The following is a 24,288-nucleotide window of genomic DNA, read 5'->3' as shown; positions in this document are numbered from 1 at the left end:
GAAGGTGGCCTCCCATGCGTTTTCAAATAAAGGATGAAAAACTCATCCCACAAAGATTTTTCACAGAAGATTCCTATCGAATCACACAAATCCCGGAAATCCTGCAGCCGCCGTTAAACCCAGACTTTCCATATAGCCGCGAACTCCAGCAGATTCTCGCTGGCAAGCAGCTCCTCCTTGACGATATCCCGCACCCACTCGACGAAATTCAATCTCACTATGAGAATGGCTATATTACATATCGTAAAGGCATCGACTATATCGGGAAAAAGCCCATGTGTATGAGATGTGGAAACAAGGATCAACAGTTGTTCGCCATCTTCCATTGCTCTCGGTGCGGTGAAAACTGCTTTTATTGCCGCCGCTGTATCATGATGGGTAGAATCAGTGAATGCACCCCTTTAATCGGCTGGAATGGTCCGGCGCCGAACATCACCCTTCCGCAAAAAATTATGGCTTGGAATGGGAAACTTTCAGAAGGGCAGCAGGTGGCTTCTGACAAGGTAGTTGAGGCTATCTGGCAAAAAAAGGAGTGGCTAGTATGGGCCGTTTGCGGGGCCGGGAAAACCGAGGTGTTGTTTGCCGGAATTGAAACTGCGCTTGCCGCCTATAAAAGAATCTGCATCGCCACGCCGAGAACAGACGTAGTTCTTGAACTGACGCCGAGACTTAAGGAAGCTTTTCCTGAGATTAGGGTCGCTTCCCTATACGGCGGCAGCACGGACCGCCATCTCTACGCCCCTTTAACCATCGCCACAACCCACCAGCTGCTCCGCTTTTATCAAGCCTTTGATGCTGTTATTTTGGATGAAGTTGACGCGTTTCCTTACACTGTCGAGGAATCGCTCCAGCATGCGGCGATTCAGGCCCGGAAGCCGTCCTCCGCGATGATTTACCTGACAGCAACCCCTAATGAAAAATGGCAAAGGGAATGCCGTGCCGGCAAACGTTCATTTACTACCATTCCGGCCCGGTTTCATCGGCATCCGCTTCCCATTCCTGAATTTGCATGGTGCGGCAACTGGCAAAAACAGCTCCAAAAAGGCAGGCTTCCCGCCAATGTCCTTCGATGGATAAAAGACAGGCTCGAGAGCGGCAAACAGGCACTTGTTTTCTTTCCCCATATCCCTTTGATGGAAAAAGCCCTTCCATTACTTCGCAAGCTCGATTCTAGAATCGAAGCAGTTCACGCAGAAGACCCTGAACGGAAGGAAAAGGTGCAAAAGATGCGGGCAAAAGAAGTTCCACTACTGCTAACTACCACCATCCTTGAGCGGGGCGTTACTTTTCCCAATATTGATGTTGCCGTTGTGGGTGCCGAGGATTTGATTTTTACTGAAAGTGCCCTTGTGCAAATCGCTGGCAGAGCAGGACGAAACAAGGATTACCCGGATGGAGTGGTGACTTTTTTTCATTTTGGAAAAACAGACGAGATGCTGAAGGCCAGGAAGCAGATTGTCACGATGAACCGTGAGGGGGTGAAGCGGGGACTGATTGACATCTAAAGGGTGGTCTATCTTTCGAAGAAAGGGATAAAACAAATGAATTTTCTCAGTCAAAATCGATGTATTATCTGCCAGGAAATAATATATCCGGATATAGGATGGAGAGCTATTTTTTCAAAAGAAAAAGAGCACCATGTATGCGCGGATTGTGATGAGAAGTTTGAAAAAATAGAAGGAGATATCTGCCGGATGTGCAGCAGACCGTTCCGACTGTTGGACGAGCAATTTCGCGACGGGGAATTATGCCATGATTGTACGCGTTGGGAAGAGGATCCTGACTGGCAAGGATTCCTTCAAAAGAATACTTCAATTTTCCTTTATAATGATTTTTTGAAGGAGGTTATGGCCAAATATAAATTTCGCGGGGACTATGTGCTAGCCAAAGTGTTTGCGGATTACTTCAAGGAGGTTACGAAAGGTTGGGAAGCCGATTTATTTGTGCCGATCCCGTTAAGCGAAGAACGGCTTTACGAGCGGGGCTTCAATCAGGCAGAAGCAATTTTGACAGAAGCAGGAAAAATGCCAACTGATATACTTTCGCGGGTCCACACCGAAAAGCAGTCCAAAAAATCCAGGTTGGAGAGAATCCATCTCCCCCAAGTCTTTCAAATCGATTCTCAAACCAACCTGCATGGAAAAAAGGTCATCCTCATCGACGACATCTACACCACCGGCTCCACCCTAAGACACGCAGCAAAACTCCTCAAACAAGCGGGCGCTGACACAGTCTGGTCCATAACATTAGCTAGATAAGAGTAATGGTGTCAGGCACTGCACGTGGACACTGTCATCTCAGGCGAACAATTAGGGACAATCCTCTATCGTTTCAAATCAATTTCCTATATTCCCGAAGCTTATTAGTGGCAAATTGTCCCAATCAATACTAAAATAAAGATGTACAACCATTCATAATAGTAAACTTCTCCACACAAGTCAAAGGCTGTGCAAAACATTGTCACTATTTTCCCGGTGTTTTTGTCAATAAATCGACAAACAATTTATGTTGATTCAGCAGGATAATCATAGGGTAAAATAGAAATGTAATACATAGCCTTAAAATAAAGGAGGACTCCACACATGAACTATAACGTACGTGGTGAAAACATTGAGGTAACTCCAGCAATCAGAGAGTATGTAGAAAAGAAAATCTCAAAATTGGAGCGTTATTTTACAGAAGCACCTGATGCAAAAGTTAACGTGAATCTTAGATTCAATCCAGATAAAACTTCCAAAGTAGAGGTAACAATTCCACTGCCAAATTTAGTACTGCGTGCGGAAGAAACAAACCAAGATATGTATGCAGGGATTGACCTGATCACTGACAAGCTAGAACGTCAAATCAGAAAGCACAAAACAAAGGTGAACCGCAAGTTCCGTGAAAAAGGAAACGTTGATTTCCAATTCACAACTCTGAATGCTGCAGATGTCCATGATGATGAGGAGTTGGAATTAGTTCGTACGAAACGCTTCGACCTTAAGCCAATGGACAGCGAAGAAGCAATCCTGCAGATGAACCTGCTGGGGCATAGCTTCTACGTGTTCACAAATTCCGATACCAACCGTACAAACGTTGTTTACAAGCGTAAAGATGGCCGCTACGGTTTAATCGAAGCACATTAATAAACTATTAAAACGTTGCCAGGGCGCCTATCCCTTGGCAGCGTTTTTTTTGGTACTATGAAAATATTACGATACCCTAAATTCAGAATCTTCTTTATAATGGAAGTAATATACAAAAGAAAGAGGGGTTCACAAATGAATTTTGACTATCAATACAATCCGTATCCATCCCACCGAACGACCGTGTTTGCACGACGCGGCATGGTTGCCACTTCTCAGCCGCTTGCTGCTCAAGCAGGTCTTGATATCCTAAAAAGAGGGGGCAATGCCATCGATGCTGCGATTGCCACCGCAGCGGCATTAACGGTTCTTGAACCAACTTCCAACGGCATTGGTAGTGACGCATTTGCGCTCGTTTGGACGAAGGGCAAACTCCACGGTCTAAACGCAAGCGGCCCGTCCCCAAAATCGCTGACTATTGATGCAGTTAAGGGACGGGGCTATGAAAAAATGCCGGCTCATGGTCTTATCCCGGTAACAGTTCCAGGCGCACCTTCAGCATGGGCGGAACTTTCTAAAAAATTTGGCAGCCTCCCGCTAAAAGAGGTACTCCAGCCGGCCATTGACTATGCCGAAAACGGCTATCCATTAACACCTGTTCTTGCTAAAAACTGGGCGTATGCCTACAAACATTATAAACACTCACTCACCAGTGAGGAGTTCCAGCCTTGGTTTGACACATTTGCCCCAAATGGGAGCGCTCCAAAGGCAGGAGAAATCTGGCGTTCGCCGGACCATGCCGTGACTCTCCGCTCCATCGCCGATACAAATGCTGAAAGCTTTTATCGAGGCCAAATCGCCGACCAAATAGCCGCCTTCTCTGAGCGCCACAATGGGTTCATTTCCAAAAAAGACTTGGAAGCATACTGGGCTGAGTGGGTTGAGCCGATTAAGCTGAACTACCGTGGCTACGATGTTTGGGAGATTCCACCGAACGGACAGGGGCTAGTGGCGCTGCTTGCATTGAACATCGTCAAGGGCTTCGAGCTCACCGAAAAGGAAACCATCGATACATATCACAAGCAAATCGAGGCCATGAAGCTCGCCTATACCGACGGCAAGGCCTATATTACCGATCCTTCTTTTATGAAAATGAAGGTAGCCGACGTTCTATGCGACGAGTACGGCGAGAAAAGACGCAGTGAAATCAGTGGGGAAGCGCTCCAACCGTTGCCATACGAATTGCCACGCGGCGGAACGGTCTATTTAGCAACTGCAGATGGTGAAGGGAATATGGTGTCATACATTCAAAGCAACTATATGGGCTTCGGCTCCGGCATCGTGGTGCCAGGTACCGGAGTGTCCCTGCAGAACCGTGGTCACGATTTTTCATTGGACCCTTCGCATGCCAATGCACTAAGACCGGGCTCCAAAACGTACCACACGATCATCCCTGGTTTCTTGACAAAGGGAGATCAGCCAGTTGGGCCGTTCGGTGTCATGGGCGGTTACATGCAGCCACAAGGTCATATGCAGGTCATCATGAATACGATTGATTTTGGTTTAAATCCTCAGGCTGCCCTTGACGCTCCAAGGTGGCAGTGGATTGAGGGTAAGAGAATTCAAGTCGAGCCGCATTTCCCGAACCACATCGCTCAAGCTTTGGCTCGGAAAGGTCATCAGATTGAGGTTGCCCTTGACACAGGCTCGTTTGGTCGTGGACAGATCATCTGGCGTGACCCAGATACCGGCGTTTTGATGGGCGGTACTGAACCCCGGACAGACGGGGCCGTTGCGGCTTGGTGATTCAAGGGCTGCGGAAGCTCGGACATGGATCTAAAAAACTCCGTTCGGCGGATAAACCAAAAAATTCGGCGGATAACATTTCTAATATGGCATAAATTTCCGGGATTCAGCGGATAAAACAGCGTACTCGGCGGATATCCGCTCTATATCGGCAGATTACTTCAAAAGGAGAGGCAAATTAAATGACATTTTCAATCGTCGGTTATGACCCAGTGGAAAAAGAATGGGGAATTGCCGTTCAATCTAAATTTTTAGGCGTAGGAGCGGTAGTTCCGTGGGCCAAAGCGGGAGTCGGAGCGGTTGCAACCCAATCCTATGCCAATACGGCTTACGGCCCAAGGGCTCTTGAACTGATGGAGCAAGGAAAGTCAGCACAAGAAACACTTGAAGCCATCCTTGCCGATGACCCTGACAAAGAAATTCGGCAGGTTGGACTCATTGATGCAAATGGCGACGCTGCGACATTTACCGGAAGCGCCTGCTATAACTGGGCCGGTGGCGTCACAGGACCACACTTTTCTGCGCAGGGGAACATTTTAGTTGATGAAAAAACGGTCCAAGCGATGTCTGAAATATTTCAAAAAGCGGAGGGGACGCTGGCCGAAAGGCTTCTTGCAGCCTTAGATGCCGGGCAGGAAGCGGGCGGTGACAACCGCGGCAAACAGTCTGCCGCCCTTTACGTTGTGAAAGAAAAAGGAGGCTACGGCGGCTATAACGACCGGTACATCGACCTTCGCGTGGACGACCACCCTGATCCAATAAAGGAACTAATCAGAATTTATCAACTTCAACGGCTCTATTTTTCGACATCTAAGCCAGAAAAAATAGCATCAGTTGAAGGGAAAGTTAAAACAGAGGTAACGCAACATTTAAAACGGTTAGGGTACCTTCCGGGCGATGACACCAGTGATGATGAAATCTATCAGGCGCTAACCACTTTTATTCATACCGAAAACTTTGAAATGCGGGAACAAAAGAGGGGCTGGATTGACCTAGAAGTTCTCGAATTTATGAAGAATAACAAGAGATAAACATGGCCCTCCACTTACTGGAGGGTTCTTTTATTGGGTCTGTATTTCATCTGCCCAGATCATCTAGTTAATTTTCACTATCATCATAGTGTTTTTTTCTTAAAATCTATTTAAATTGGAAAAGAATGAAATATAGGTCTTTTAGAGGAATAAACAGGATGGGCAAAGCATTTTTAAAGGTTGCTCCTATTTATTTTTTCAAACATGTTGGAAGAAGTACAAATATACAATCTGGTAATAAATTTTCAGTTTAATAGGACTTTCTTAGACGGCTATCATTTATTTGATAGTCGTTTTTTCGTGATGACGTAGGTAAATGTAACCTTTTAACAATTTTTAAAAAAAACACCTACAAAAAAGAAAAAAGCCCGACGTAAAGTTTAGTAGAACTTCACAAGGAGGCAAAACAAGACATGATAAACAAGAAACTGACAAATCTGGTTACAAGCGGTGTATTGGCATCATCACTTATTTTTTCAGTAGGAGCAGGAGCGGCCTTTGCTACTGGTAATGACACAACGGAGGATTCTGCAGTTACAGGTACGACTACAGAGCAGGTTACAGATCAAACAGCAACAACTACTGAAAACGCAACTGATGAGACCACTACTGAACAAACAGATGCAGCGGAAACAACAACAACTTCCGAAGAAGCTGAAACTCCATCAGATGAAGCAACAGTAGAAGACACTGATATTGATGCTGACGAAACTGTGGCAGCCGATAACGAAGTAAAACAAGAGGACAAGGCCCAAACTGAAGTGAAAGAAAAAGCTGAAGCACCATCATTGGTTCCTGGAGATTTCTTTTATTTTGTAAAAACCATCACTGAAAAAATCCGCCTTGCCTTTACATTTGACGATTATAAACAAGCAAAGCTTTTGGCTGGATTTGCAGCTGAACGTATCGCTGAGGCAAACGCGTTAATTGCAGATGGTAAAACGGACGAAGCGGAGCAGGTGTTAAAGGATGCTGTCGCAACACAAGAGGAGGCAGCACAAAAGCTTACCGCCACTGATGAAGACACTGACACAGAAACTGCAGATGTGGAAAAAGAGGACCACACAAAAACCGCTGATGTAGAAAAAACTGATGATACTCAAGCTGCTGCTAAAGGTACAGTTGAAGGCAAACTGGCCAATAATATCGATGCACTATTAGCATCTCTTTCACATATAAAAAATCCAGTTGCACAGCAAGCACATATGAAAAACATTCAGAAGACTTTTGTAAAACTTGAGAAAAAGTTTGCGAAGCTTGAAGAAAAAGATGCAGATTTTGCTGAACAAGTGCAGCAAATCGAAGAAAAAGTTTCCGACGATCAAACAACAACCGTGAAAAAACATGGTAAAGCTCTAAAAAAGCAAAAGAAACAAGAGACAGAAACAGCAGTTGAAGTTGAAGCAACTACTCAAACTACAGAAGAAGCTACAGCTGTAACAGAAGAAAACAGCCAAGGCGAGGATACTTCAACAGCAGACCAGCAACAAACGGAATCTGCAAATAAAGGTGCAGACTACCAAGCTGCAGCTCAAGCAAAAGCTGCCGAAAAACAAGCTGAAGCTGTAAAAAGAGCTCAAGAAAAGCAAGCTGAAGCTGTAAAAAGAGCTCAAGAAAAGCAAGTTGAAGCTGTAAAAAGAGCTCAAGAAAAACAAGCTGAAGCTGTAAAAAGAGCTCAAGAAAAACAAGCTGCAGCCGTAAAAAGAGCTCAAGAAAAACAAGCCCAAGCTGCCCAAAAGCATGCTGGTGCAGGTAAAAAAGCTGAAGATTCACAGGGGAACGAAGATAATTAATCCTAATAAACTTTAAAATTTAGAATGGCCTCGGTTAAACCGGGGGCATAAACACTGAGTCAGAGCGGTCCGCTTTGGCTCTTTTTGTCATAAAATAATGTCGTGAGATCAGAAGATTTTTGAGAGAAGTGAGGAAAATGTAATTTACTCCAGATTACACTAATTAATGTCGTGTGAACACGTGTTTTTGTCGTGAATGACTAAAATGATATTGTGACCCTCCGAAACTTTGTCGTAAAAGCCCTAATTTATGTAGTGAGGACTAATTCGACTGCAACAAAACTAAAAAAAGAGCCGGCAACCTAATTGCCGACTCCATCTCAAATGCGAATATTATTTCCCTGCCCCATGGCAATTCTTATACTTCTTCCCGCTTCCGCAAGGGCATGGGTCATTCCGTCCAACATTCTCCTTATTTAGCTTCGGCTTCTTCTTAACAGCCTCGCCGTCTTCCTTCGGGTTTACGGCATGGCCCTGGGCAACCTCTTGGCGCTCAAGGTTATTACGAATTTCCGCCTTCAGGATGTACATGGCCGCTTCATCCTCAATGGATTCAACCATTGCCTCGAACATTGCAAGACCTTCATGCTGGTACTCACGTAAAGGATCCGTTTGTCCGTAAGCCCGTAGGTGAATCCCTTGGCGTAGCTGGTCCATCGCATCGATGTGGTCAATCCATTTTGAATCAACTGCTCGCAAGGTAACAACCTTTTCGAACTCACGCATTTGCTCAGGAGACAGAAGCTGTTCTTTTTCATCGTAGTGCTCCTTACACTTGGCAAAGATAAATTCAACAATCTCTTCCTGATCCTTGCCGCGCAAGTCCTCAACCGTCACGTCGCCTTCCCCAAGCAGGTTTGCATGGGCAAAGTCGATAATCCCTTTAAGATTCCATTCTTCTTCATCCATATGCCCAGGCGCATTGACCTCGACGTGGCGCTGAATGGACCGTAAAATCATATTTTGAACAATTTCACGTAAATTCTCAGATTCCAGCACTTCGTCACGCTGCGTATAAATAATTTCGCGCTGCTGGCGAAGTACATCATCATATTGCAATAGCTGCTTACGGGCGTCAAAGTTGTTGCCCTCCACGCGTTTCTGTGCACTTTCTACAGCACGGGATACCATTTTACTTTGAATTGGCTGGGTATCATCCATGCCAAGCTTTTGCATCATTGCTTTCATATTGTCAGAACCGAAGCGGCGCATCAATTCATCTTCCATGGACAAGTAGAACTGAGTAATACCAGGATCCCCTTGACGTCCGGAACGACCACGCAGCTGGTTATCAATACGGCGGCTCTCGTGACGCTCGGTACCAATTACTGCAAGTCCGCCCAGCTCTTTAACGCCTTCGCCGAGTTTAATATCGGTACCGCGTCCGGCCATGTTCGTCGCAATCGTAACCGCACCAGCATATCCTGCTTCAGCGATGATTTCTGCTTCACGTGCATGGTTTTTCGCGTTCAAGACATTGTGGCGTACACCCTTTTTCAAAAGCAGCCGGGAAATCAGTTCAGAAGTCTCAATTGCGACTGTACCTACAAGCACAGGCTGTCCCTTTTGATGGCGCTCGGCAATATCTTCAACAACGGCGCGGAACTTGCCTTCCATTGATGCGTAAATTAAATCTGCACGGTCATCACGAGCAATCGGGCGGTTTGTCGGAATGACGATAACGTTCATATTATAAATGTTGCGGAATTCTTCTTCTTCCGTTTTCGCCGTACCAGTCATACCGGATAATTTTTCATACATCCGGAAGTAGTTCTGGAACGTAATGGTCGCCATCGTCATACTTTCGTTTTGTATTTCGACGCCTTCCTTGGCTTCAATCGCCTGGTGCAAGCCCTCGCTGTAACGACGGCCCTTCATCAGACGGCCAGTAAATTGGTCAACGATGACAATTTCGCCATCCTGCACGACATAATCGACATCTAGGTGCATCGTCACAATCGCCTTTAGCGCTTGGTTAATATGATGGTTCAATGTTACATGAGAAATATCAAACAAGTTTTCAATGCCAAATGCTTTCTCTGATTTGCTGATACCCTCTTCGGTCAGCATAACAGCTTTTGTTTTTTCATCGTACGTATAATCAACGTCCTTCGCCAACGTCCGTACAAACGCATTCGCTTGCATATAAAGAACCGTCGACTTCTGGGCAGAGCCTGAGATAATCAGCGGTGTCCGCGCCTCGTCAATTAAGATCGAGTCGACCTCGTCAATGACGGCAAAATAAAGAGGGCGCTGAACCTTTTGCTCTTTGTATAGGACCATGTTATCACGCAGGTAATCGAAGCCGAACTCGTTGTTCGTACCATACGTAATATCGCAGGCATAAGCAGCTTGTTTTTCATCCTTATCCATGCTGTTTAAGTTCAATCCAACGGTCAGTCCTAAAAATTCATACAACTGGCCCATTTCGGTTGCGTCGCGGCTTGCCAGATATTCGTTGACCGTGATAACATGCACGCCTTTTCCGGACAAAGCATTTAAGTAAACCGGCATTGTCGCCGTTAATGTTTTACCTTCACCGGTCTTCATTTCGGAAATATTACCCTCATGGAGAGAAATACCCCCCATCAGCTGAACATGGTATGGATAAAGGCCAAGCACGCGGCGGGCACCCTCACGGACAACCGCAAACGCCTCAACCAATAGGTCATCAAGCGTTTCGCCCTTTTGGTAGCGGGCCTTGAACTCTTCCGTCTTTTCACGTAGCTGCTCGTCAGTTAAACGTTCTGTTTCCGAGGCAATCGCATCAATTTTTGCAGCCAGCTTGTCCAGCCGTTTCAGCTCACGTTTATTTAGGTCAAACACTTTATTTAAAATCCCCATATTTGATGAAACGCTCCTTTTATCTGAGACTCAAAAGCATTTTTTGAAAAAGTGAATCCAATAAAAATCTCTAATTTTCCTATTTAATCTTACCATTTTCACTATGCAGGTGACAACAATGGAAGAAACTCAGCGGAAATTCCCGGACATACGTCCTATTATCCGCTTCAATTATGACAAATCCATGAAAAATGCATAGAACTTTTGGTTTGCCTTTTAGAGTCTATGGCTATTTGTATATTTTAAAAATAATATGCATAAAAATTAGTTCTAATACATCTTATCACTCTGTGTATATTGTTAACTAAACCGCTAGATTACAACGTTTGTATGTTGTTTATCTAGTGAATTGTAGCAATTCTGTGAATGTAAAAATATTCACAAATTGTACATTGGATTCTTCTTTTTAATGTAAGATACTACCTTTAGAGAGGTAGCAAAGGAAAATAAATAGAGAACCAATTAAATATGGGAAGGGTGAGGAAAATGGCCTTTTGGGGGAAAAAGAAAAAAGAAACCAATCCCGATGCAAGAGAAGATAGAAAAGCTGGCCTTTTTCGCAAGCTTTGGCAAAAGCTTAGAAACATAGATTGGAAGGATCCGGTCACACGCTGGAAAGTCATGTTCATTTCACTAATTGGGTTGATTGTTGTCGGCGGGGGAAGTTATGGCGCTCTTACTTTAACCAACTCGCCGACTTTTTGTTCAAGCTGTCACGAAATGGCGCCGGAATATTCTACATTCACGGCAAGTGCCCACAATAATATCACTTGCGTCCAGTGCCATATCAAACCAGGGACAATCAATATGCTTACACACAAAGTGAAATCCCTGAAGGAAGTTTATTATCATGTCACAGGGGTGCCAAAACAAATTGTCCAAACTGAAGAAGAAGTCGTATCTAACGAAAACTGTATGCAATGCCACTCCAAGAACCGCCTTGTCACTGCATCCGGTGACCTAAAGGTTAACCACAAAGGGCATATTGATGAAGGCATTCCATGTATCTCTTGCCACGCCGGTGTGGTTCACGCCAAAATGGCAGCCCGCGGCATCAACACAGATGAGGTTCGCGGCGATTTCACGAAAGAAACAGCTGAAAAAATCATGGAAAAGAAATACTTGCGCCCGAACATGGGTACCTGTATCGATTGTCATGACAAAGTGAACAATGGCGAAAAGCCTTGGAAAGATGTTTCTTACCTTGTTCCGCCGAATCCGGAGGAAGTTGAGAAAAAGATTGATGAAACTAAAAAAGAATCAGTCAGTGAAACTGCGAAGGAAACAACAGCAAAACCTGCAGAAGGAACTCCCGGAAGCGGAACGGCTGAAGAATTAGCAAAGGCACATGAAGAAAAAACGCAGGAGCTAATTTTACAAGCAATCGGTAAGCAGCAAAAAGACGTTAAAATCTCAATGTCCTGTGAAACCTGTCATAAAAAATTAAACATTCCTAAAACGCATAAAGCAGTTGATTGGAATCAGAACCACGGTACGACAGCCATTCTAAAGCTGGATCAATGTATGAACTGCCACCAGGATTCCAAGTGGATAAGAGAAATTCCGAAGGAAGACATCATTTCCTTGCTCAAAATGGGCAATGAAAAAGTAATATACACGCCTAACGTTACTCTTGCAAAAGACCAGGCCCGTACCAATAAGTTTTGCGCTGCTTGCCACGCAGACCGGCCAGCAGGGCACGGTGAGAGCGATCAATGGCTGACTGCTCACGCCAGCCAAGCAAAAACAGCAGACCAAAAGGCAGAATGTTTTGTCTGTCACGATCGTGAAAAACCGGCTGCCGATTCAACTAGTGCCAAGGCACCTACAGATGTTTATTGTCAATACTGTCATAGAACTGGCTTTAAGTCGGATGTAAAAAACTAATAAATTGACAGGAGGGTCGCTATATGGATGAAGAGCAAAAGCAAGAACGATCGGCCCCTCCCCGTTTTCGTTACAAGGGATTTAAATTTTTGACGCTGACACTGTTTTTTCTAGCCCTGTTTTTCTTTCTTGGATTTTCAGGGCTAGAAGCAACATCTAGCTCGAAGTTTTGCTCATCATGTCATGAGATGAAACCTGAGTACTATACGTGGAAGGCCTCCACGCACAGCGAAGTGGAATGCGTTAACTGCCATATTGGGGAGGGAGTAGAGAATCTCACTAAGGCAAAAGCAAACGGATTAGCACAGCTTTATAAAAAAACTGCTGATGCCTATACTGCTCCAATTCAAATGCCAAAAAACATACCCAATTCTGCTTGTGAAAAGTGTCATAACATGGAAACGCGAGAAGTTACATCTTCTGGCGACCTGATTATTCCACATGATAAGCACTTGGCAAAAGATATTAAATGTACCCAGTGTCATAGCGGGGTTGCACACGGGAAAATTGCAGAACGAAATGTGACGTTTAAATCGGACTATGAAAAGTGGGATGACACACTTGGAAAGTCGATGATGAGCGATGTCAAATTTACAAGTCCCAAAATGGAAACCTGTATGGAGTGCCACGAGCTACGCAATGTCTCCAATAAATGTGAGACATGCCATAATGCAGGAATGGAGCCTAAATCGCACAAGAAGGCTGATTTCAAAACAAAAAATCATGGCACTTTAGCAAAAGAGGATATTAAAAGTTGCAATAAATGCCATGGACTTATGTCCGAAACAGAAGTAGAAGGCATAAAAGAGGTTCCGGCTTCACAGCAATTTTTAAGTAATGGAGCGAACAAATCAAAACAAATATCCGCTCAAGACTATGCAAAAGAAAATACTTTTTGCCAGAATTGTCACACGACAAAACCGGAAACCCACGTAAAAGGATTTGTCAATATACACGGTGCAATTGCAAAAAATAGCAAGGAAAAATGTCTTGCCTGCCACGATTACCAAAAAACAGGCTTTAATGATAGTAAGACCGTTGCATGCAGCAGCTGTCACCCGGCCATGCATGATGGCAAGAACTTTAAGGAACGTCACCCAATTAATATTAATGGGGTTACAGCGCCGACTGAACAGTGCTACACCTGTCACAACAGGCCAAAATGTGAATCGTGTCATAAAGAATAATGGTAATTAACCAGATTAGGAGGGCGAATATGGAAGCGCAAATACAGCCTAATGCCCAGGAACCTACGAGAAGCTCCCAAAAAGAAATTAAAGTAAAAAGTGACCGTTTTAAATGGTGGCAATCCCTTATCCTCCTTGTGGGAACCTTGGCAATATGTTTATCTGCAGGCTATTACATTAGTGAAAAATACTTGTGGAACCAGAAGGATGACGAAATTGCCAAACAATTGGCCTATAATAAAACACTTGTGGAGCAAAAACCAAATGATCCGAGCTTAAGGGTTCAGCTAGGATATACCTACTTCCTAAAAGGTGACAATAGTAACGCCATCAAGGAATATCAAACTGCAAAGAACTTGGATAAAAATTTTTATGCAGCCTATTTAAACTTGGCGATTGTATATGATCAAGAGAATAGAACGGACGATGCACTTCAAATGGCCACCAAGGCTGCAAAGCTGGCACCGCAGGACTATAAAAGTCTTCTACTAAAAGCTAGAAGCTATAGAAAGCTAAAAATGTATAAAGAAGCAACAGCGGCATTGGAACAAGCAAATCGTTTCAAACCGGGCAATACAGATGTTATTTATGAGACTGGCTTAGTGGCCGAAGACCAAGGAAAGCTAAAAGAGGCAGAGGATATCTACAAAGAATCACTTTCTTACGACCCTACCTTTAAACCAGCAATCAAAGCATTGGATCGAATAAAGTCTAAAAACAAATAGTGAAGGAGATGGAAATGCCATGAAAAAGAAGACCACCTATATATGGATGGGATCCATAGTGGCACTTAGCATCGTGCTGTTTGCAGTCATCTACTTTTTCCATCTTCAGGATGACGCAATAAAAGTAGCAGATAATTTGAAGACTGGCGGGCAACCAACATTGAGTTACTATATCCAAGGGGATTTGAATGATCCTCTTGAGAAACCGATGGATGTAACAAAAGTTGGAGAATTCGTTTATGTGACTGACACAAATCACAAACAGGTTCAGGTTTTTGATAGGTCTGGCACGCCAGTTTTTAAATTCGGCAAGGAAGGCACTGATAAAGGACAATTCGAATTTCCTTACGGCATTGCCGGGGATAAGGATGGAAACATCTATGTGGCGGACCTATACAATGCCAATATATCCATCTTTAATGAAAAGGGGAAATTCATCAAATACTTTGAAGTGGCCGATAAAGCAGATCAATTAAAAGGTCCAGGAGGTTTACGGATATATAACAATCAGCTTTATGTAACTGATATTCCAAATAATAGAGTTGTAGTTTTTGATTTAAAAGGCAAAAAAATGCTTGAGATCACTAGTGTAACGGGAAAAGAAGACCTTCTCAATGCGCCGAATGCAGTGACCATTGACGATGACAAAAATATTTATGTCTCCGATACAGGAAAGCAACGACTGGTTGTCTATGATAAAACTGGAAAATATAAGCGCACTATCAATGGCTCAGCAGACAATAAGGGCAGCTCCAAGTTTGTTAATCCACGAGGAATTGGGGTTGCTTCAAACGGTACGCTGTTAATGGTCGATAACATGACCCATTATGTTTATGGCTTTGACAAGGATGGAAAGCAAATTTTCCAATTTGGCGGTATTGGAAGCGATAAGAACCAGTTTTATCTTCCAAACGGATTATTTGTGGATGATAAAGGAGAAGTATTAATTACAGATACCGTAAACGCCAGGGTAGGTTTTTATTACTAAAACACTTATTGCATTTTAGGAGGTGATGCCTTAAATAGAGGAAAAGAGCAGGTTTTAAGATTAATAGAGAGAGAGAGAAAAAGAGAAAAGAGCGAGAAAACAGGGAGGTTTTCTGGAATGAGTAAGTTTAAATTCAGCTTCTCACTAGTCTTAACGATTATTCTAGTGGGAATACTCAGCACTTCTGTATTTGCTAGAGGCGCCTATTGGGGCAGCTTGACTGGCGACAACAGCGGCTGGTCATTTAAATTTATTAACACTAGCGATAAAGCTAAAGATTTCACTGTAAAAGTTTATTCAAATGAAGATGGTTATACTGATGCATTGTATTCATCTCCTGTTAAAACAGCGGTAGCTCCACATCCAGAACCAACTGGTGCTGCGGGTGAGTATGTAACAGTTACTGTTACACCGGATAATGTTAATTTCCAACTTGGTGTTATTTACAAATTTGTCCTGGTTGATGTTACAGATCCTGCCAAGGAAGTAGCTACTGAAACAAAATACGGTGTCACAACTGTAAATGATACTAATAAGAAATTGTATAACGTTTCTGATGATCCTGAAATGGTAGACGTTGACGGTTCAGGGCTTGTGAACGCCAACCATACCGGTTTACCTGGCGCTGCCAGCAAAGGCGGCAATAAGCACGGTTTCTACCAAAACAACACAAACTCTTGCGCGGCCTGTCACCAAACGCACACCGCTGCCCAAGGTGAAGCTTTATTGTTTAAAGATGGCGTATACAGCACATGTTCTGCTTGTCATGATGGTACAACTGGTGCATATAACGCATTTGCAACATCATCTGCAGAAACTACAAAAGAAATTGCTGGTACTTTTAACATTAGTACTGATTCCGCACACAACGGTTCACTTCACCAATCAGACGGCTCAATTACTGTAAGTGCTGCTCCTGGTGGAGGTAAATCACAAGCAGTATGGGGTGGAGAATTTAACTGTGCAAGCTGCCACGCACCGCACGGAGCAGGTTCTACAATGGAAAATAACTTAAACATGGACCCACTAGGCTGGGGCGGAGTTGAGTACAAAGCATTACCTACGGGTGTAACACTTGATGGTGCAACTGATGCTCAAAAAGATTCTTTAAACGGTAAATTATTCAAGGATCTTACAATCATCGATTTAGATGCCAATTCAGCTGCATTAGCATCATTCATTAAGCCATACGTTGTTGCTAAGAAAACTATAACAGCTGCTGACCTTTCTACAGATAAAACAAAAGAAGGTTACATGTATTCTCGTGCAAATGTTCAGGTAGGCCAAAAGGTTATCCAAACCTACAGATGGACTGGCAAAGCTTATGTTAGAGACTTCTCCCTATGGTTAAGAGGTTCCAGCCGTGAGGCAGCTAATACAGTCTTAACTGGTGCTCCTGCTACAGGTCTTACAATTGTTTGGAGAGATGGATTTGCATTTGGTGCTGCCACAGCTGTAGATGCTGTTTCTAAGGCACAAATCTCTTTAGGTATTGATGTTGAAACTACAACTAATATTAGATCACTATTTGATAGTGGTTACACAAATTATATTTATGACAGTGGTACAGAAATGAGCAAATACTGTGCATCTTGTCACACTGACTATTTGTCTACCGTACGTACTAACTTAACCGGTACTTATACTCAAGCACACCGCCATACAACTGGCAAGGATAACCTAACTTGCGTACGCTGCCACTACGGTCACGGTACTGATGCTACAATCATGAAAGATTCCAACGATGAATCTTACTTTGAAGGCGATCATGCAGGAAAGTTAGACTATTATGTAGATCCTAACCCATCTTCTGCATTAAAACGTTACACTGGTATGTCAGTATGTTATGCTTGTCACGGTTCTGGCGGTCAGTTCATCAACAACCCTGCCAATGAAGCAATTGATGGACCTACAAGCACAATTTATGGTTCTCATGCTGTTGTTAATGATGCCGGAGTTCAATATGACGACGGTGAAGCTCCATTAAAACCAGGTCAACCAGGTACTAGAGAATAAAAAAAGCCAACAAATAGCGCCACTACTTGTTAGCTTTTGAAATAGTATATTTTAATTCTCACAAAGAGCAGGGCAGCAATTTTTGTTGCCTTGCTTTAATTTTATTATCCTATATCTGACACAAAATTGTCAAACTTTTTGACAAAATATCGTCAATAAATTGCTTTATTTCTGCCTCAATTTCCGCCTATCTTCACTGCTATAATAGATGTGTAATCCCTATATATAACTCTACAACCTACATTAAATACATAAATCCATAATAAGCGAGATGATATCTGGTGAAAGTCTTCCCCTTGTATAATAAATCCTATATTTATATTTTCTTGATCGTTCTGCTTTTAGGAACTACGATTCTGTCGTTTCCGTCCATTGATGCATACTCTGCCAGTGATCCTGCCATAACAATTGAGTCCCCTGTCCCGAATGAGGAACTTTCTACTAAAAATGTTGTTATTTCAGGCTCATATACTTCTGAGTTTCCAAAGTCCGAATTGTCATTTACCGCTTCTGAGGATGGAGTCGAAATTGCAGATTCCAATTGGCAGATTGATGAAACAAGTCACAAATGGACTTTTTCTACATCCGCTTTATCAGAAGGAGATCATGCTATTACTATTAAGTTGGAAGAATTATCATCATCATCAACATCCAATCCTGCAACGGCATCTATCGCTTTTATAATAAAAATACCAACGGTAACTGTAAAACCTGCAATTTCCATAACGACACCATCACCATCTGAAGTTTTTGATTCAACAAATATTCTAATCTTAGGAACCTATACTGCTGATGTACCACAAACTAACTTGATGTTTACCCTATTAGAAAATGGCAAGAAGATTTCCGATTCGTCCGCCAATGCAGGCGATTGGAATTTTGATGAAACAAGCTCGCCAAAAAAGTGGTCTTTTTCAACAAAGACATTGCCGGAAGGTACCCACACAGTTTCAATGGAAATGACCGATAAGGTAACAGGTGAAATTGCTAGTGCAACAACGTCCTTTATCCTGGCTTTAACTAGACCATACATCGGCGATACAAAAATTATCTTCCCAGACAATTCGGAAAAAAAGTCCGAAGATTTAACCAGCGTTCCGCTTAATGCGAAAATCAAAATAACTGTTGTTGACGACCAAAGAATGGATCAGCTTAAAAGCAAAATTGACACTGGAAGCTATAACCCTATCAATGTAATATTGGGCACGGATACTATTAAAGGAACGACTCAAATCGGTGAGCCAGTTTTAAAAAATAATAAATATTATTACGATATCACCTTTACTCCTGCTGCTGGTGAATTAAAAATTAACAGGACCTATCTGGTGTACCTAGATCCCGAACTTGCTGATGATTTGGACAATCCGGTATTTACGAAGTTTTTCAAAATTACAACCAAAACAAATGCTGATTGGGATGATATTGACGAGCAAAAACACACATCGTCAAATCCTCATGAACATTACATGTTGAATACGAATATGTGTGCATCCTGTCACAGCACGCATACTGATTCACCGTTTGACAAACTGGATACAAAAAGTAAACTAACTTCAGGCCGGGAAGGCGGCTCCTATCTTATTGATTTTAATGAACAGTTAAATGGTAAAGATTCACAAAACTATTGTATGGCTTGCCACGACGGGACTACCAACGCACCACTGATTGATGGGATTACAAGCCAATACCATCATGATAATCCGGTTGAGTATTCATCAACTGGAAAGGACAATTTAAAGGATGCAACATCATGCACCAGCTGTCATAACCCTCATGCGGAATGGTCAGAGGAAAACCCGAATTTGTTGAAGGACCATTATGTCTATAAACATAATTCGGAAGATCAAGAGAAAATGGGAGCTACCCCATTAACGGTGGACAGTTTGGATACATCTTGTGAAACTTGTCATGATAATACTATCGAATTTGCAGCTATACCTGCAGATAAAGGAATGTACGAATTACTTAAATATAACAAGTCTTTCACTGCAGTAGGCAATGAAACTACAAAAATTAATAAATCAACAGACCTTGAAGTTCCAACCAAAACCATCGGAGATTATTCCTTATGCTTAAGGTGTCATAATCTTGAAAAGAAAAAACAAAATAAGGTTAGTTCAGATATCGAATCCTTTTATCTTGACGCCAATTCTGGCCATAATTTTAGCATTCCGATGAATGCAACCACTCAAAGAGATGGCAGCCAATTAAATGGCCCAATCCCATGTGCGGAATGCCATGAAACACATGGATCGAACAATCTGTATAATTTGCGGGAAGTATTGGGTAATAATCCAACGGTAACTGATAAATATAGAACTTCAGGGACGAAATGGAATGCGGTAAATGAACGGGAGTTCTGTACCAAATGCCATAATGGGTCAACTGAAATTTACGGTATAAAGGGCAATGCGATTTATGATGATGCAGGTCAGGCCATCAATTCAATTGTTGGCCATAATAAAAATGATATTGATCAGGCATGTTCCAAATGCCATAGCACCAATAACTCATTTATCGAGGCCGCCCATGCACCTAAGAAGTAGCCGTAAAAAACGAGAGGGAAATTTCCTCTCGTTTTTGTGCGTTTGGGAAAGAAAATAATATTAGCATCTTTTTTATGGGTATAAATACCCATAAAAATCTCCTCACATAAGCCAAAAGACTTAATGTGGATATTTTTGCAGGTTTATATTTAAATTGAGAACTCCTCATTACGGTATGTTTTTCTGTTATTAAATACATTGTATTATACAAAATTAGTGAATTAGATCTACTAATTGTAGATCTTTTTTAATCAATAAAAGAAAGGGGGGATAGGGTGGGAAATGTCATTTGGTTTAAAGAAGAGTAAATAGAGAAGAGAGACAAAACATGTCTCACAAAATGGGGGAGTTTTAAGATGAGTCGTAAATCGGTTGGTATCAGCGTGGTGTTTATTGCTGCTTTATTGATGCTAAGCACATTTTATGTTTCCGCTTTAAGTAACAACTTTTCGAATTACAAGCCTTCCAGTAATGGTACGACAACCGTTTCAAATCCGGATATATCTACCTATGTAAAAAGTGCAAATGATTTGGACGACCAAAGCTTGAGCATGAAAATAAACGGCACTCAGGTAAATGCGCAATTTTCCTATAAAGTCGAACGCAAGGATGGGACTATCTTCTATAAAGCATCCGATTTAAAGGATGGAACCAACACGGTAGAAGTCAGCATCAATGACAATGCTGGGAACACTCTTAATGATTCCTGGTCATTTATTGTAAAGGAAGCGCCAAAGTTCAGCAATCTTAGTCCTGCAGATAAAAGTGAGCAGGCCAACTTGGGTCAATTATCTGCAACGGTTAAGGATAACACAGCAGTGGACTGGAGTTCCGTAAAGCTCAAAATAAATAATAGTTATGTGAGTACTGCTTCATTAAATTTTAACTCCGAAACTGGTACTGTAACATATAACAGAAATTTTGCCAGTGGCAGTTACACTGCGGCTCTGGAAGTAAAAGATATGAATGGTAATTTAAGTACAAAAACCTGGAGTTTTGTTGTTGATAACACAGCGCCAGCCCTTGAATATTTTAGCGGCTTAAAAGACGGCGCTACGATTGACTACAGCAACTTGAATATTTCACAAAATTAAAAGATTTAACGGATATCAAAGATAACGGAAGTTTAACATTAGACGGAACACCCGTAGATTTTGATTTTAAATATGAAGGTTATTCCGATTATGATGATGATTATGTTGTTACATCCAGGAAAACTGCTTACATTACGTACACCGGTACGATTCGAAATGGTCAACACACCCTGTCCTTATATACAGAAGACAAATTAGGTAACAGCATCACCCGCAACTGGAAATTTACTGTCTCTGTCAAACCAGTGGTTTCGAATGCCATTCCTTTTAAATACGGTGTTAAGAATCTAAAACCAGCGATTTCTGCAACAATAACATCGCCAAACGGCACAATTAATGGCGATTCCATCATATTTAAATTGGATGGACACCCTGTTGGTTTCACCTATGATGCAGGTTCCGGTTTAGTAAGCTACACTCCTTCTGACGCCTTGGAAAATGAAGCTTACCATACTGTTTCCATCGCAGCGTCCGACCTGTCAGGTACATCTATTAATAAAGAGTGGAAATTCTATACCAATACCTACCCAGATATGAAGGATTCAAATATTTCCAACTGTACTTCCTGTCACCAGGCCAATCGCATTGAGGGAAGCAATGGGGATTTAGAAAGTGTTCATATCAAAAAGTTATACTTTAATGGAACACATTCAAACAATCGTTGTGATAACTGTCACAATTATATATCCGTCCCGTCTAACTGCAGTCAGTGCCATGAAGACCCTGATGGGACATTTGCTTACGCTCCACACGGATCAACACCATCGATCAAATATCAACCAACCAATGTTGATGCTACAATGCCATTAAGGGTAACGGAGAATCGTGAAATGAATGACTGTATCCTCTGCCACCAGCCAGGATCACAGGTCAAAGGCTATACAGGATATCAGTCTACACCAACCAGACTTTTGAACAATCACGATATTCCGGAACTTCATAAGGCAAATAATGAACCGGATTGTACAGGATGCCACGCAAAATCACTAACGCACGAACATGCCCGCGATGGCAGACAAGATGCAAATGGCAACCCGATCACTTGCAATACTTGTCACCAAAGTACGAATCCTGCAGTGGTGCAAGCGATAAAAGATAAAAATACATCTTGTACGTCCTGTCACTCCAGGGATACTGTCCATAAGGACATCCATTCGAAGTGTGCAACCTGTCACTCAAAGGGCAGTTACGAAGATTCACGTAGTGCAAATTAATTTACTAACGGAAAAATAGATAAAGGGGCTTTCCAAAAAATTTGGCTTTTTGGTAGCCCCTTTTTTAGCATTTAATATACAAGCTATTTGGTAAATGGAAAAAATATCGAACAGCCAAGTTTCCTTCAATCTTAGAATTTTTGCCATCCCTATAATTTAGACTTCTTATCTTAGCTTTAACAACCATTCCTTCAGCCCGTCAACCTTCCCCCACAAATGCAAATGCATCGACGCATACACAATAGCTTCGTTCTCATCCCCGAAACCGTAATATTCAGGCGCATCATTCGGCAGCTTCTTTTTGCCGGTTAGGTAATATAACACAAACCTATTACTGCTTTTTGCCTGTTTCACCAACGTTTTTGCCTTTACTGTGTTGCCGTTCGTGAGCAGCTCTAGCAAAAGCTTATTGTAGGTGGTTTCTGTTGTTTCCTCATTATATTTTTCTAACAGAGCTTCGGCCTTTTCATATTCTTCTTTTTCGATGTAAGCCACAAACAAGGAAGTCCGGACACCCTGATTATCCATTGTGTTCAATATGAGCAGTTCCTCATAATGCTCTATTGCCTCGTCAATATTCCCTAACAAAAAGATTGTCTCGGCATAATTGAACTTTGCCCGCATGTACGGTCTTGTTTCAATTAGCCCCCAGAAATCCCCTTCGTTTTCCAAGAAAAACTCCTTGCCGAGATGTTTTTCGCCGACCTGCAGGCCATGATAATACAATTCTGCCGCTTCTTCGGGGTTTTCGGCAAGGTCACCAAGTAAAACATAAGCATCGACACAATAGGGATTAATGTTTAGTGCTTCCTGGATCAGTTGAAGTTTTGTAACGACTTCAGAACGCAAGGCCTCAAAAACCAATTCCTGAGCACGGTGCTCATCTCGTCTTGAAACCTTCTTTGGCAATTTGTCAGGAATATTTATAGTAAAGGCGGAAGCCTTACTGGGGTTTCCTCTACGCCCCTTTTCATCTTTTCCTTTCGGAAACTCAATGACCTCCGCTTCTTCAAATTGTGGTTCCTCGTCAACCCCGTACACAATATTCATCATTTCGCTTATTTCTTGGTTCAGGACATTTTCCATCTCCGATGAGATTGTGGAAATGGACCTCGCGGACACGCTGTATATCTGCCCAAGCTCCTTTTGTGTAAATACTTTTTCCAGCATCGGCATCATTTTTTGCATTAAATAATGCAGCCCGGCGGCATATAGATTCGGGTTCTGAATCCGCTTTTTCCGCTTCTGGCAATAACTAAACCAAAGCACAATCCCAGCGTCCACAACTGGCGCAGGCGTGTCAAAAGCTTCTGCTTGTGCTTTGAAAAGGTCGGCAACCTCCTTGTAAATTGGGGCTGGCCATTCTATGTCATCCGTTTCGATTAGGCCGCCAACCATCGGCAGTTCGCTCAAAACTTCAATAAAAAAATCATCTAAATACTGTTGTGGGGACGGATAGTCTGCGGCGATGCTGCTATCTTCAATATAAGAAAAAGCAACTTCAGGTTTTAAATCCGGCAAATCAAATGGCGCCGGGAAAAATGCAAAGTTTTGGTCAAATGGTACCAACAAACCCAAAAGGAATGTGCCTTCCTCAAAATCAGCCGGCGTACCTGTAATAATTGTCTCATGCTGTTCCCCCGTAAAGCCATCCTCTACTGTCAGCTTGTTGTTTTCAACTTTTAAGACTTTCCCGGCAATTGTACGCCCCTTTGTCCAAGTTTGAAAAATTTTCTTCAGCTTGGGCCGCTTAATTTTTCCAGCCTCTGTAGCTATAAATTTCTCAATAACTTTTTTTCCGTCATCCAATTCTTCAAAAAGGGAAAACCAGATGGCATGAACCACTTCATAGAATTCCCGTTCTTCTTCATCCTCTAATTCGAGGCTGCTATACTCCATGAACATTTCAAAATCATCTTCGATTTCCGCGCCAAAATAATTGAACGCAAAATGAATCATTTGCTTCTGCAGCTCGTCTGCTTCACTTTCCAGTAAATGGGTGATGGACACAGCTTCACTTGCACCGCAGCACTTTTTATACTTTATTCCGCTCCCGCAAGGACATGGTTCATTCCGGCTTGGTTTCTCCATC

At 42.5% G+C, this 24,288-nt stretch carries 16 protein-coding genes; 14 read left to right on the top strand and 2 right to left on the bottom strand.

Features of this window, described 5'->3' with window-relative positions:
- Nucleotides 1-14: 14 nt before the first annotated feature.
- The 6 genes from QNN06_RS27405 (at nucleotide 15) to QNN06_RS27380 (ending at nucleotide 7,695) form a co-directional block, all read left to right on the top strand.
- Nucleotides 15-1,505: an ATP-dependent helicase ComFA gene (locus tag QNN06_RS27405; RefSeq protein ID WP_213117641.1), complete on the top strand. Its 1,491-nt coding sequence runs from the start codon at nucleotides 15-17 to the stop codon at nucleotides 1,503-1,505.
- Between the two features lie 36 nt (nucleotides 1,506-1,541).
- Nucleotides 1,542-2,258 (top strand): ComFC family protein, encoded by a 717-nt coding sequence (locus tag QNN06_RS27400; protein WP_213117642.1) that lies wholly within the window; start codon nucleotides 1,542-1,544, stop codon nucleotides 2,256-2,258.
- A gap of 324 nt (nucleotides 2,259-2,582) precedes the next feature.
- Nucleotides 2,583-3,125 (top strand): ribosome hibernation-promoting factor, HPF/YfiA family, encoded by a 543-nt coding sequence (gene hpf, locus QNN06_RS27395; RefSeq protein ID WP_213117643.1) that lies wholly within the window; start codon nucleotides 2,583-2,585, stop codon nucleotides 3,123-3,125.
- Between the two features lie 135 nt (nucleotides 3,126-3,260).
- Nucleotides 3,261-4,871, top strand: coding sequence for a gamma-glutamyltransferase family protein (locus QNN06_RS27390; RefSeq protein ID WP_284037986.1), 1,611 nt, complete (start codon nucleotides 3,261-3,263; stop codon nucleotides 4,869-4,871).
- 182 nt (nucleotides 4,872-5,053) lie between these two features.
- On the top strand, nucleotides 5,054-5,902 hold the full coding sequence (locus QNN06_RS27385; protein ID WP_284036329.1) for a DUF1028 domain-containing protein: 849 nt from the start codon (nucleotides 5,054-5,056) through the stop codon (nucleotides 5,900-5,902).
- Between the two features lie 413 nt (nucleotides 5,903-6,315).
- Nucleotides 6,316-7,695 (top strand): DUF5667 domain-containing protein, encoded by a 1,380-nt coding sequence (locus QNN06_RS27380; protein WP_284036328.1) that lies wholly within the window; start codon nucleotides 6,316-6,318, stop codon nucleotides 7,693-7,695.
- A 333-nt stretch (nucleotides 7,696-8,028) separates the two neighbouring features.
- Here the strand turns inward: QNN06_RS27380 and secA are convergent, their stop codons facing one another.
- The gene (secA, locus tag QNN06_RS27375; RefSeq protein ID WP_213117645.1) at nucleotides 8,029-10,539 is read right to left on the bottom strand and encodes a preprotein translocase subunit SecA; all 2,511 of its coding nucleotides are present in this window, start codon (nucleotides 10,537-10,539) and stop codon (nucleotides 8,029-8,031) included.
- A 486-nt stretch (nucleotides 10,540-11,025) separates the two neighbouring features.
- Between secA and QNN06_RS27370 the strand changes: the two genes are divergently transcribed.
- From QNN06_RS27370 to QNN06_RS27335, 8 genes are all read left to right on the top strand, one after another.
- Complete coding sequence (locus QNN06_RS27370; protein ID WP_213117646.1) at nucleotides 11,026-12,426, top strand: NapC/NirT family cytochrome c; 1,401 nt, start codon at nucleotides 11,026-11,028, stop codon at nucleotides 12,424-12,426.
- Nucleotides 12,427-12,449: 23 nt separating this feature from the next.
- Nucleotides 12,450-13,613, top strand: coding sequence for a cytochrome c3 family protein (locus QNN06_RS27365; RefSeq protein ID WP_213117647.1), 1,164 nt, complete (start codon nucleotides 12,450-12,452; stop codon nucleotides 13,611-13,613).
- Between the two features lie 29 nt (nucleotides 13,614-13,642).
- Entirely contained in the window at nucleotides 13,643-14,338 is a 696-nt protein-coding gene (locus QNN06_RS27360) for a tetratricopeptide repeat protein (RefSeq protein WP_213117648.1), read from the top strand.
- Nucleotides 14,339-14,357: 19 nt separating this feature from the next.
- A complete protein-coding gene (locus QNN06_RS27355; RefSeq protein ID WP_213117649.1) occupies nucleotides 14,358-15,326 on the top strand; it encodes a 6-bladed beta-propeller in 969 nt (322 codons plus the stop codon).
- 117 nt (nucleotides 15,327-15,443) lie between these two features.
- Nucleotides 15,444-17,342 carry a cytochrome c3 family protein gene (locus QNN06_RS27350; protein WP_284036327.1) on the top strand — a complete coding sequence of 633 codons (1,899 nt, stop codon included), beginning with the start codon at nucleotides 15,444-15,446 and terminating at the stop codon, nucleotides 17,340-17,342.
- Between the two features lie 296 nt (nucleotides 17,343-17,638).
- Nucleotides 17,639-19,888 (top strand): multiheme c-type cytochrome, encoded by a 2,250-nt coding sequence (locus QNN06_RS27345; protein WP_284036326.1) that lies wholly within the window; start codon nucleotides 17,639-17,641, stop codon nucleotides 19,886-19,888.
- Between the two features lie 356 nt (nucleotides 19,889-20,244).
- A complete protein-coding gene (locus QNN06_RS27340; protein WP_213117652.1) occupies nucleotides 20,245-20,982 on the top strand; it encodes an Ig-like domain-containing protein in 738 nt (245 codons plus the stop codon).
- Nucleotides 20,983-21,227: 245 nt separating this feature from the next.
- Nucleotides 21,228-22,196, top strand: coding sequence for a hypothetical protein (locus QNN06_RS27335; protein ID WP_284036325.1), 969 nt, complete (start codon nucleotides 21,228-21,230; stop codon nucleotides 22,194-22,196).
- Between the two features lie 165 nt (nucleotides 22,197-22,361).
- Here the strand turns inward: QNN06_RS27335 and QNN06_RS27330 are convergent, their stop codons facing one another.
- The gene (locus tag QNN06_RS27330) at nucleotides 22,362-24,287 is read right to left on the bottom strand and encodes a YecA family protein (RefSeq protein WP_213117654.1); all 1,926 of its coding nucleotides are present in this window, start codon (nucleotides 24,285-24,287) and stop codon (nucleotides 22,362-22,364) included.
- Nucleotide 24,288: the final 1 nt, after the last annotated feature.

This window comes from Neobacillus sp. 114 (genome assembly GCF_030127045.1).
GTDB classification, from domain to species: domain Bacteria; phylum Bacillota; class Bacilli; order Bacillales; family Cytobacillaceae; genus Neobacillus; species Neobacillus rhizophilus.
This window is presented reverse-complemented; position numbering and strand designations above follow the sequence as displayed.

Bases quoted from the DNA above. Each gene is read 5' to 3' on its own strand.
- QNN06_RS27405 (WP_213117641.1), top strand. From the start codon at position 15: ATGCGTTTTCAAATAAAGGATGAAAAACTCATCCCACAAAGATTTTTC.
- QNN06_RS27400 (WP_213117642.1), top strand. From the start codon at position 1,542: ATGAATTTTCTCAGTCAAAATCGATGTATTATCTGCCAGGAAATAATA.
- hpf (WP_213117643.1), top strand. From the start codon at position 2,583: ATGAACTATAACGTACGTGGTGAAAACATTGAGGTAACTCCAGCAATC.
- QNN06_RS27390 (WP_284037986.1), top strand. From the start codon at position 3,261: ATGAATTTTGACTATCAATACAATCCGTATCCATCCCACCGAACGACC.
- QNN06_RS27385 (WP_284036329.1), top strand. From the start codon at position 5,054: ATGACATTTTCAATCGTCGGTTATGACCCAGTGGAAAAAGAATGGGGA.
- QNN06_RS27380 (WP_284036328.1), top strand. From the start codon at position 6,316: ATGATAAACAAGAAACTGACAAATCTGGTTACAAGCGGTGTATTGGCA.
- secA (WP_213117645.1), bottom strand. From the start codon at position 10,539: ATGGGGATTTTAAATAAAGTGTTTGACCTAAATAAACGTGAGCTGAAA.
- QNN06_RS27370 (WP_213117646.1), top strand. From the start codon at position 11,026: ATGGCCTTTTGGGGGAAAAAGAAAAAAGAAACCAATCCCGATGCAAGA.
- QNN06_RS27365 (WP_213117647.1), top strand. From the start codon at position 12,450: ATGGATGAAGAGCAAAAGCAAGAACGATCGGCCCCTCCCCGTTTTCGT.
- QNN06_RS27360 (WP_213117648.1), top strand. From the start codon at position 13,643: ATGGAAGCGCAAATACAGCCTAATGCCCAGGAACCTACGAGAAGCTCC.
- QNN06_RS27355 (WP_213117649.1), top strand. From the start codon at position 14,358: ATGAAAAAGAAGACCACCTATATATGGATGGGATCCATAGTGGCACTT.
- QNN06_RS27350 (WP_284036327.1), top strand. From the start codon at position 15,444: ATGAGTAAGTTTAAATTCAGCTTCTCACTAGTCTTAACGATTATTCTA.
- QNN06_RS27340 (WP_213117652.1), top strand. From the start codon at position 20,245: ATGAGTCGTAAATCGGTTGGTATCAGCGTGGTGTTTATTGCTGCTTTA.
- QNN06_RS27330 (WP_213117654.1), bottom strand. From the start codon at position 24,287: ATGGAGAAACCAAGCCGGAATGAACCATGTCCTTGCGGGAGCGGAATA.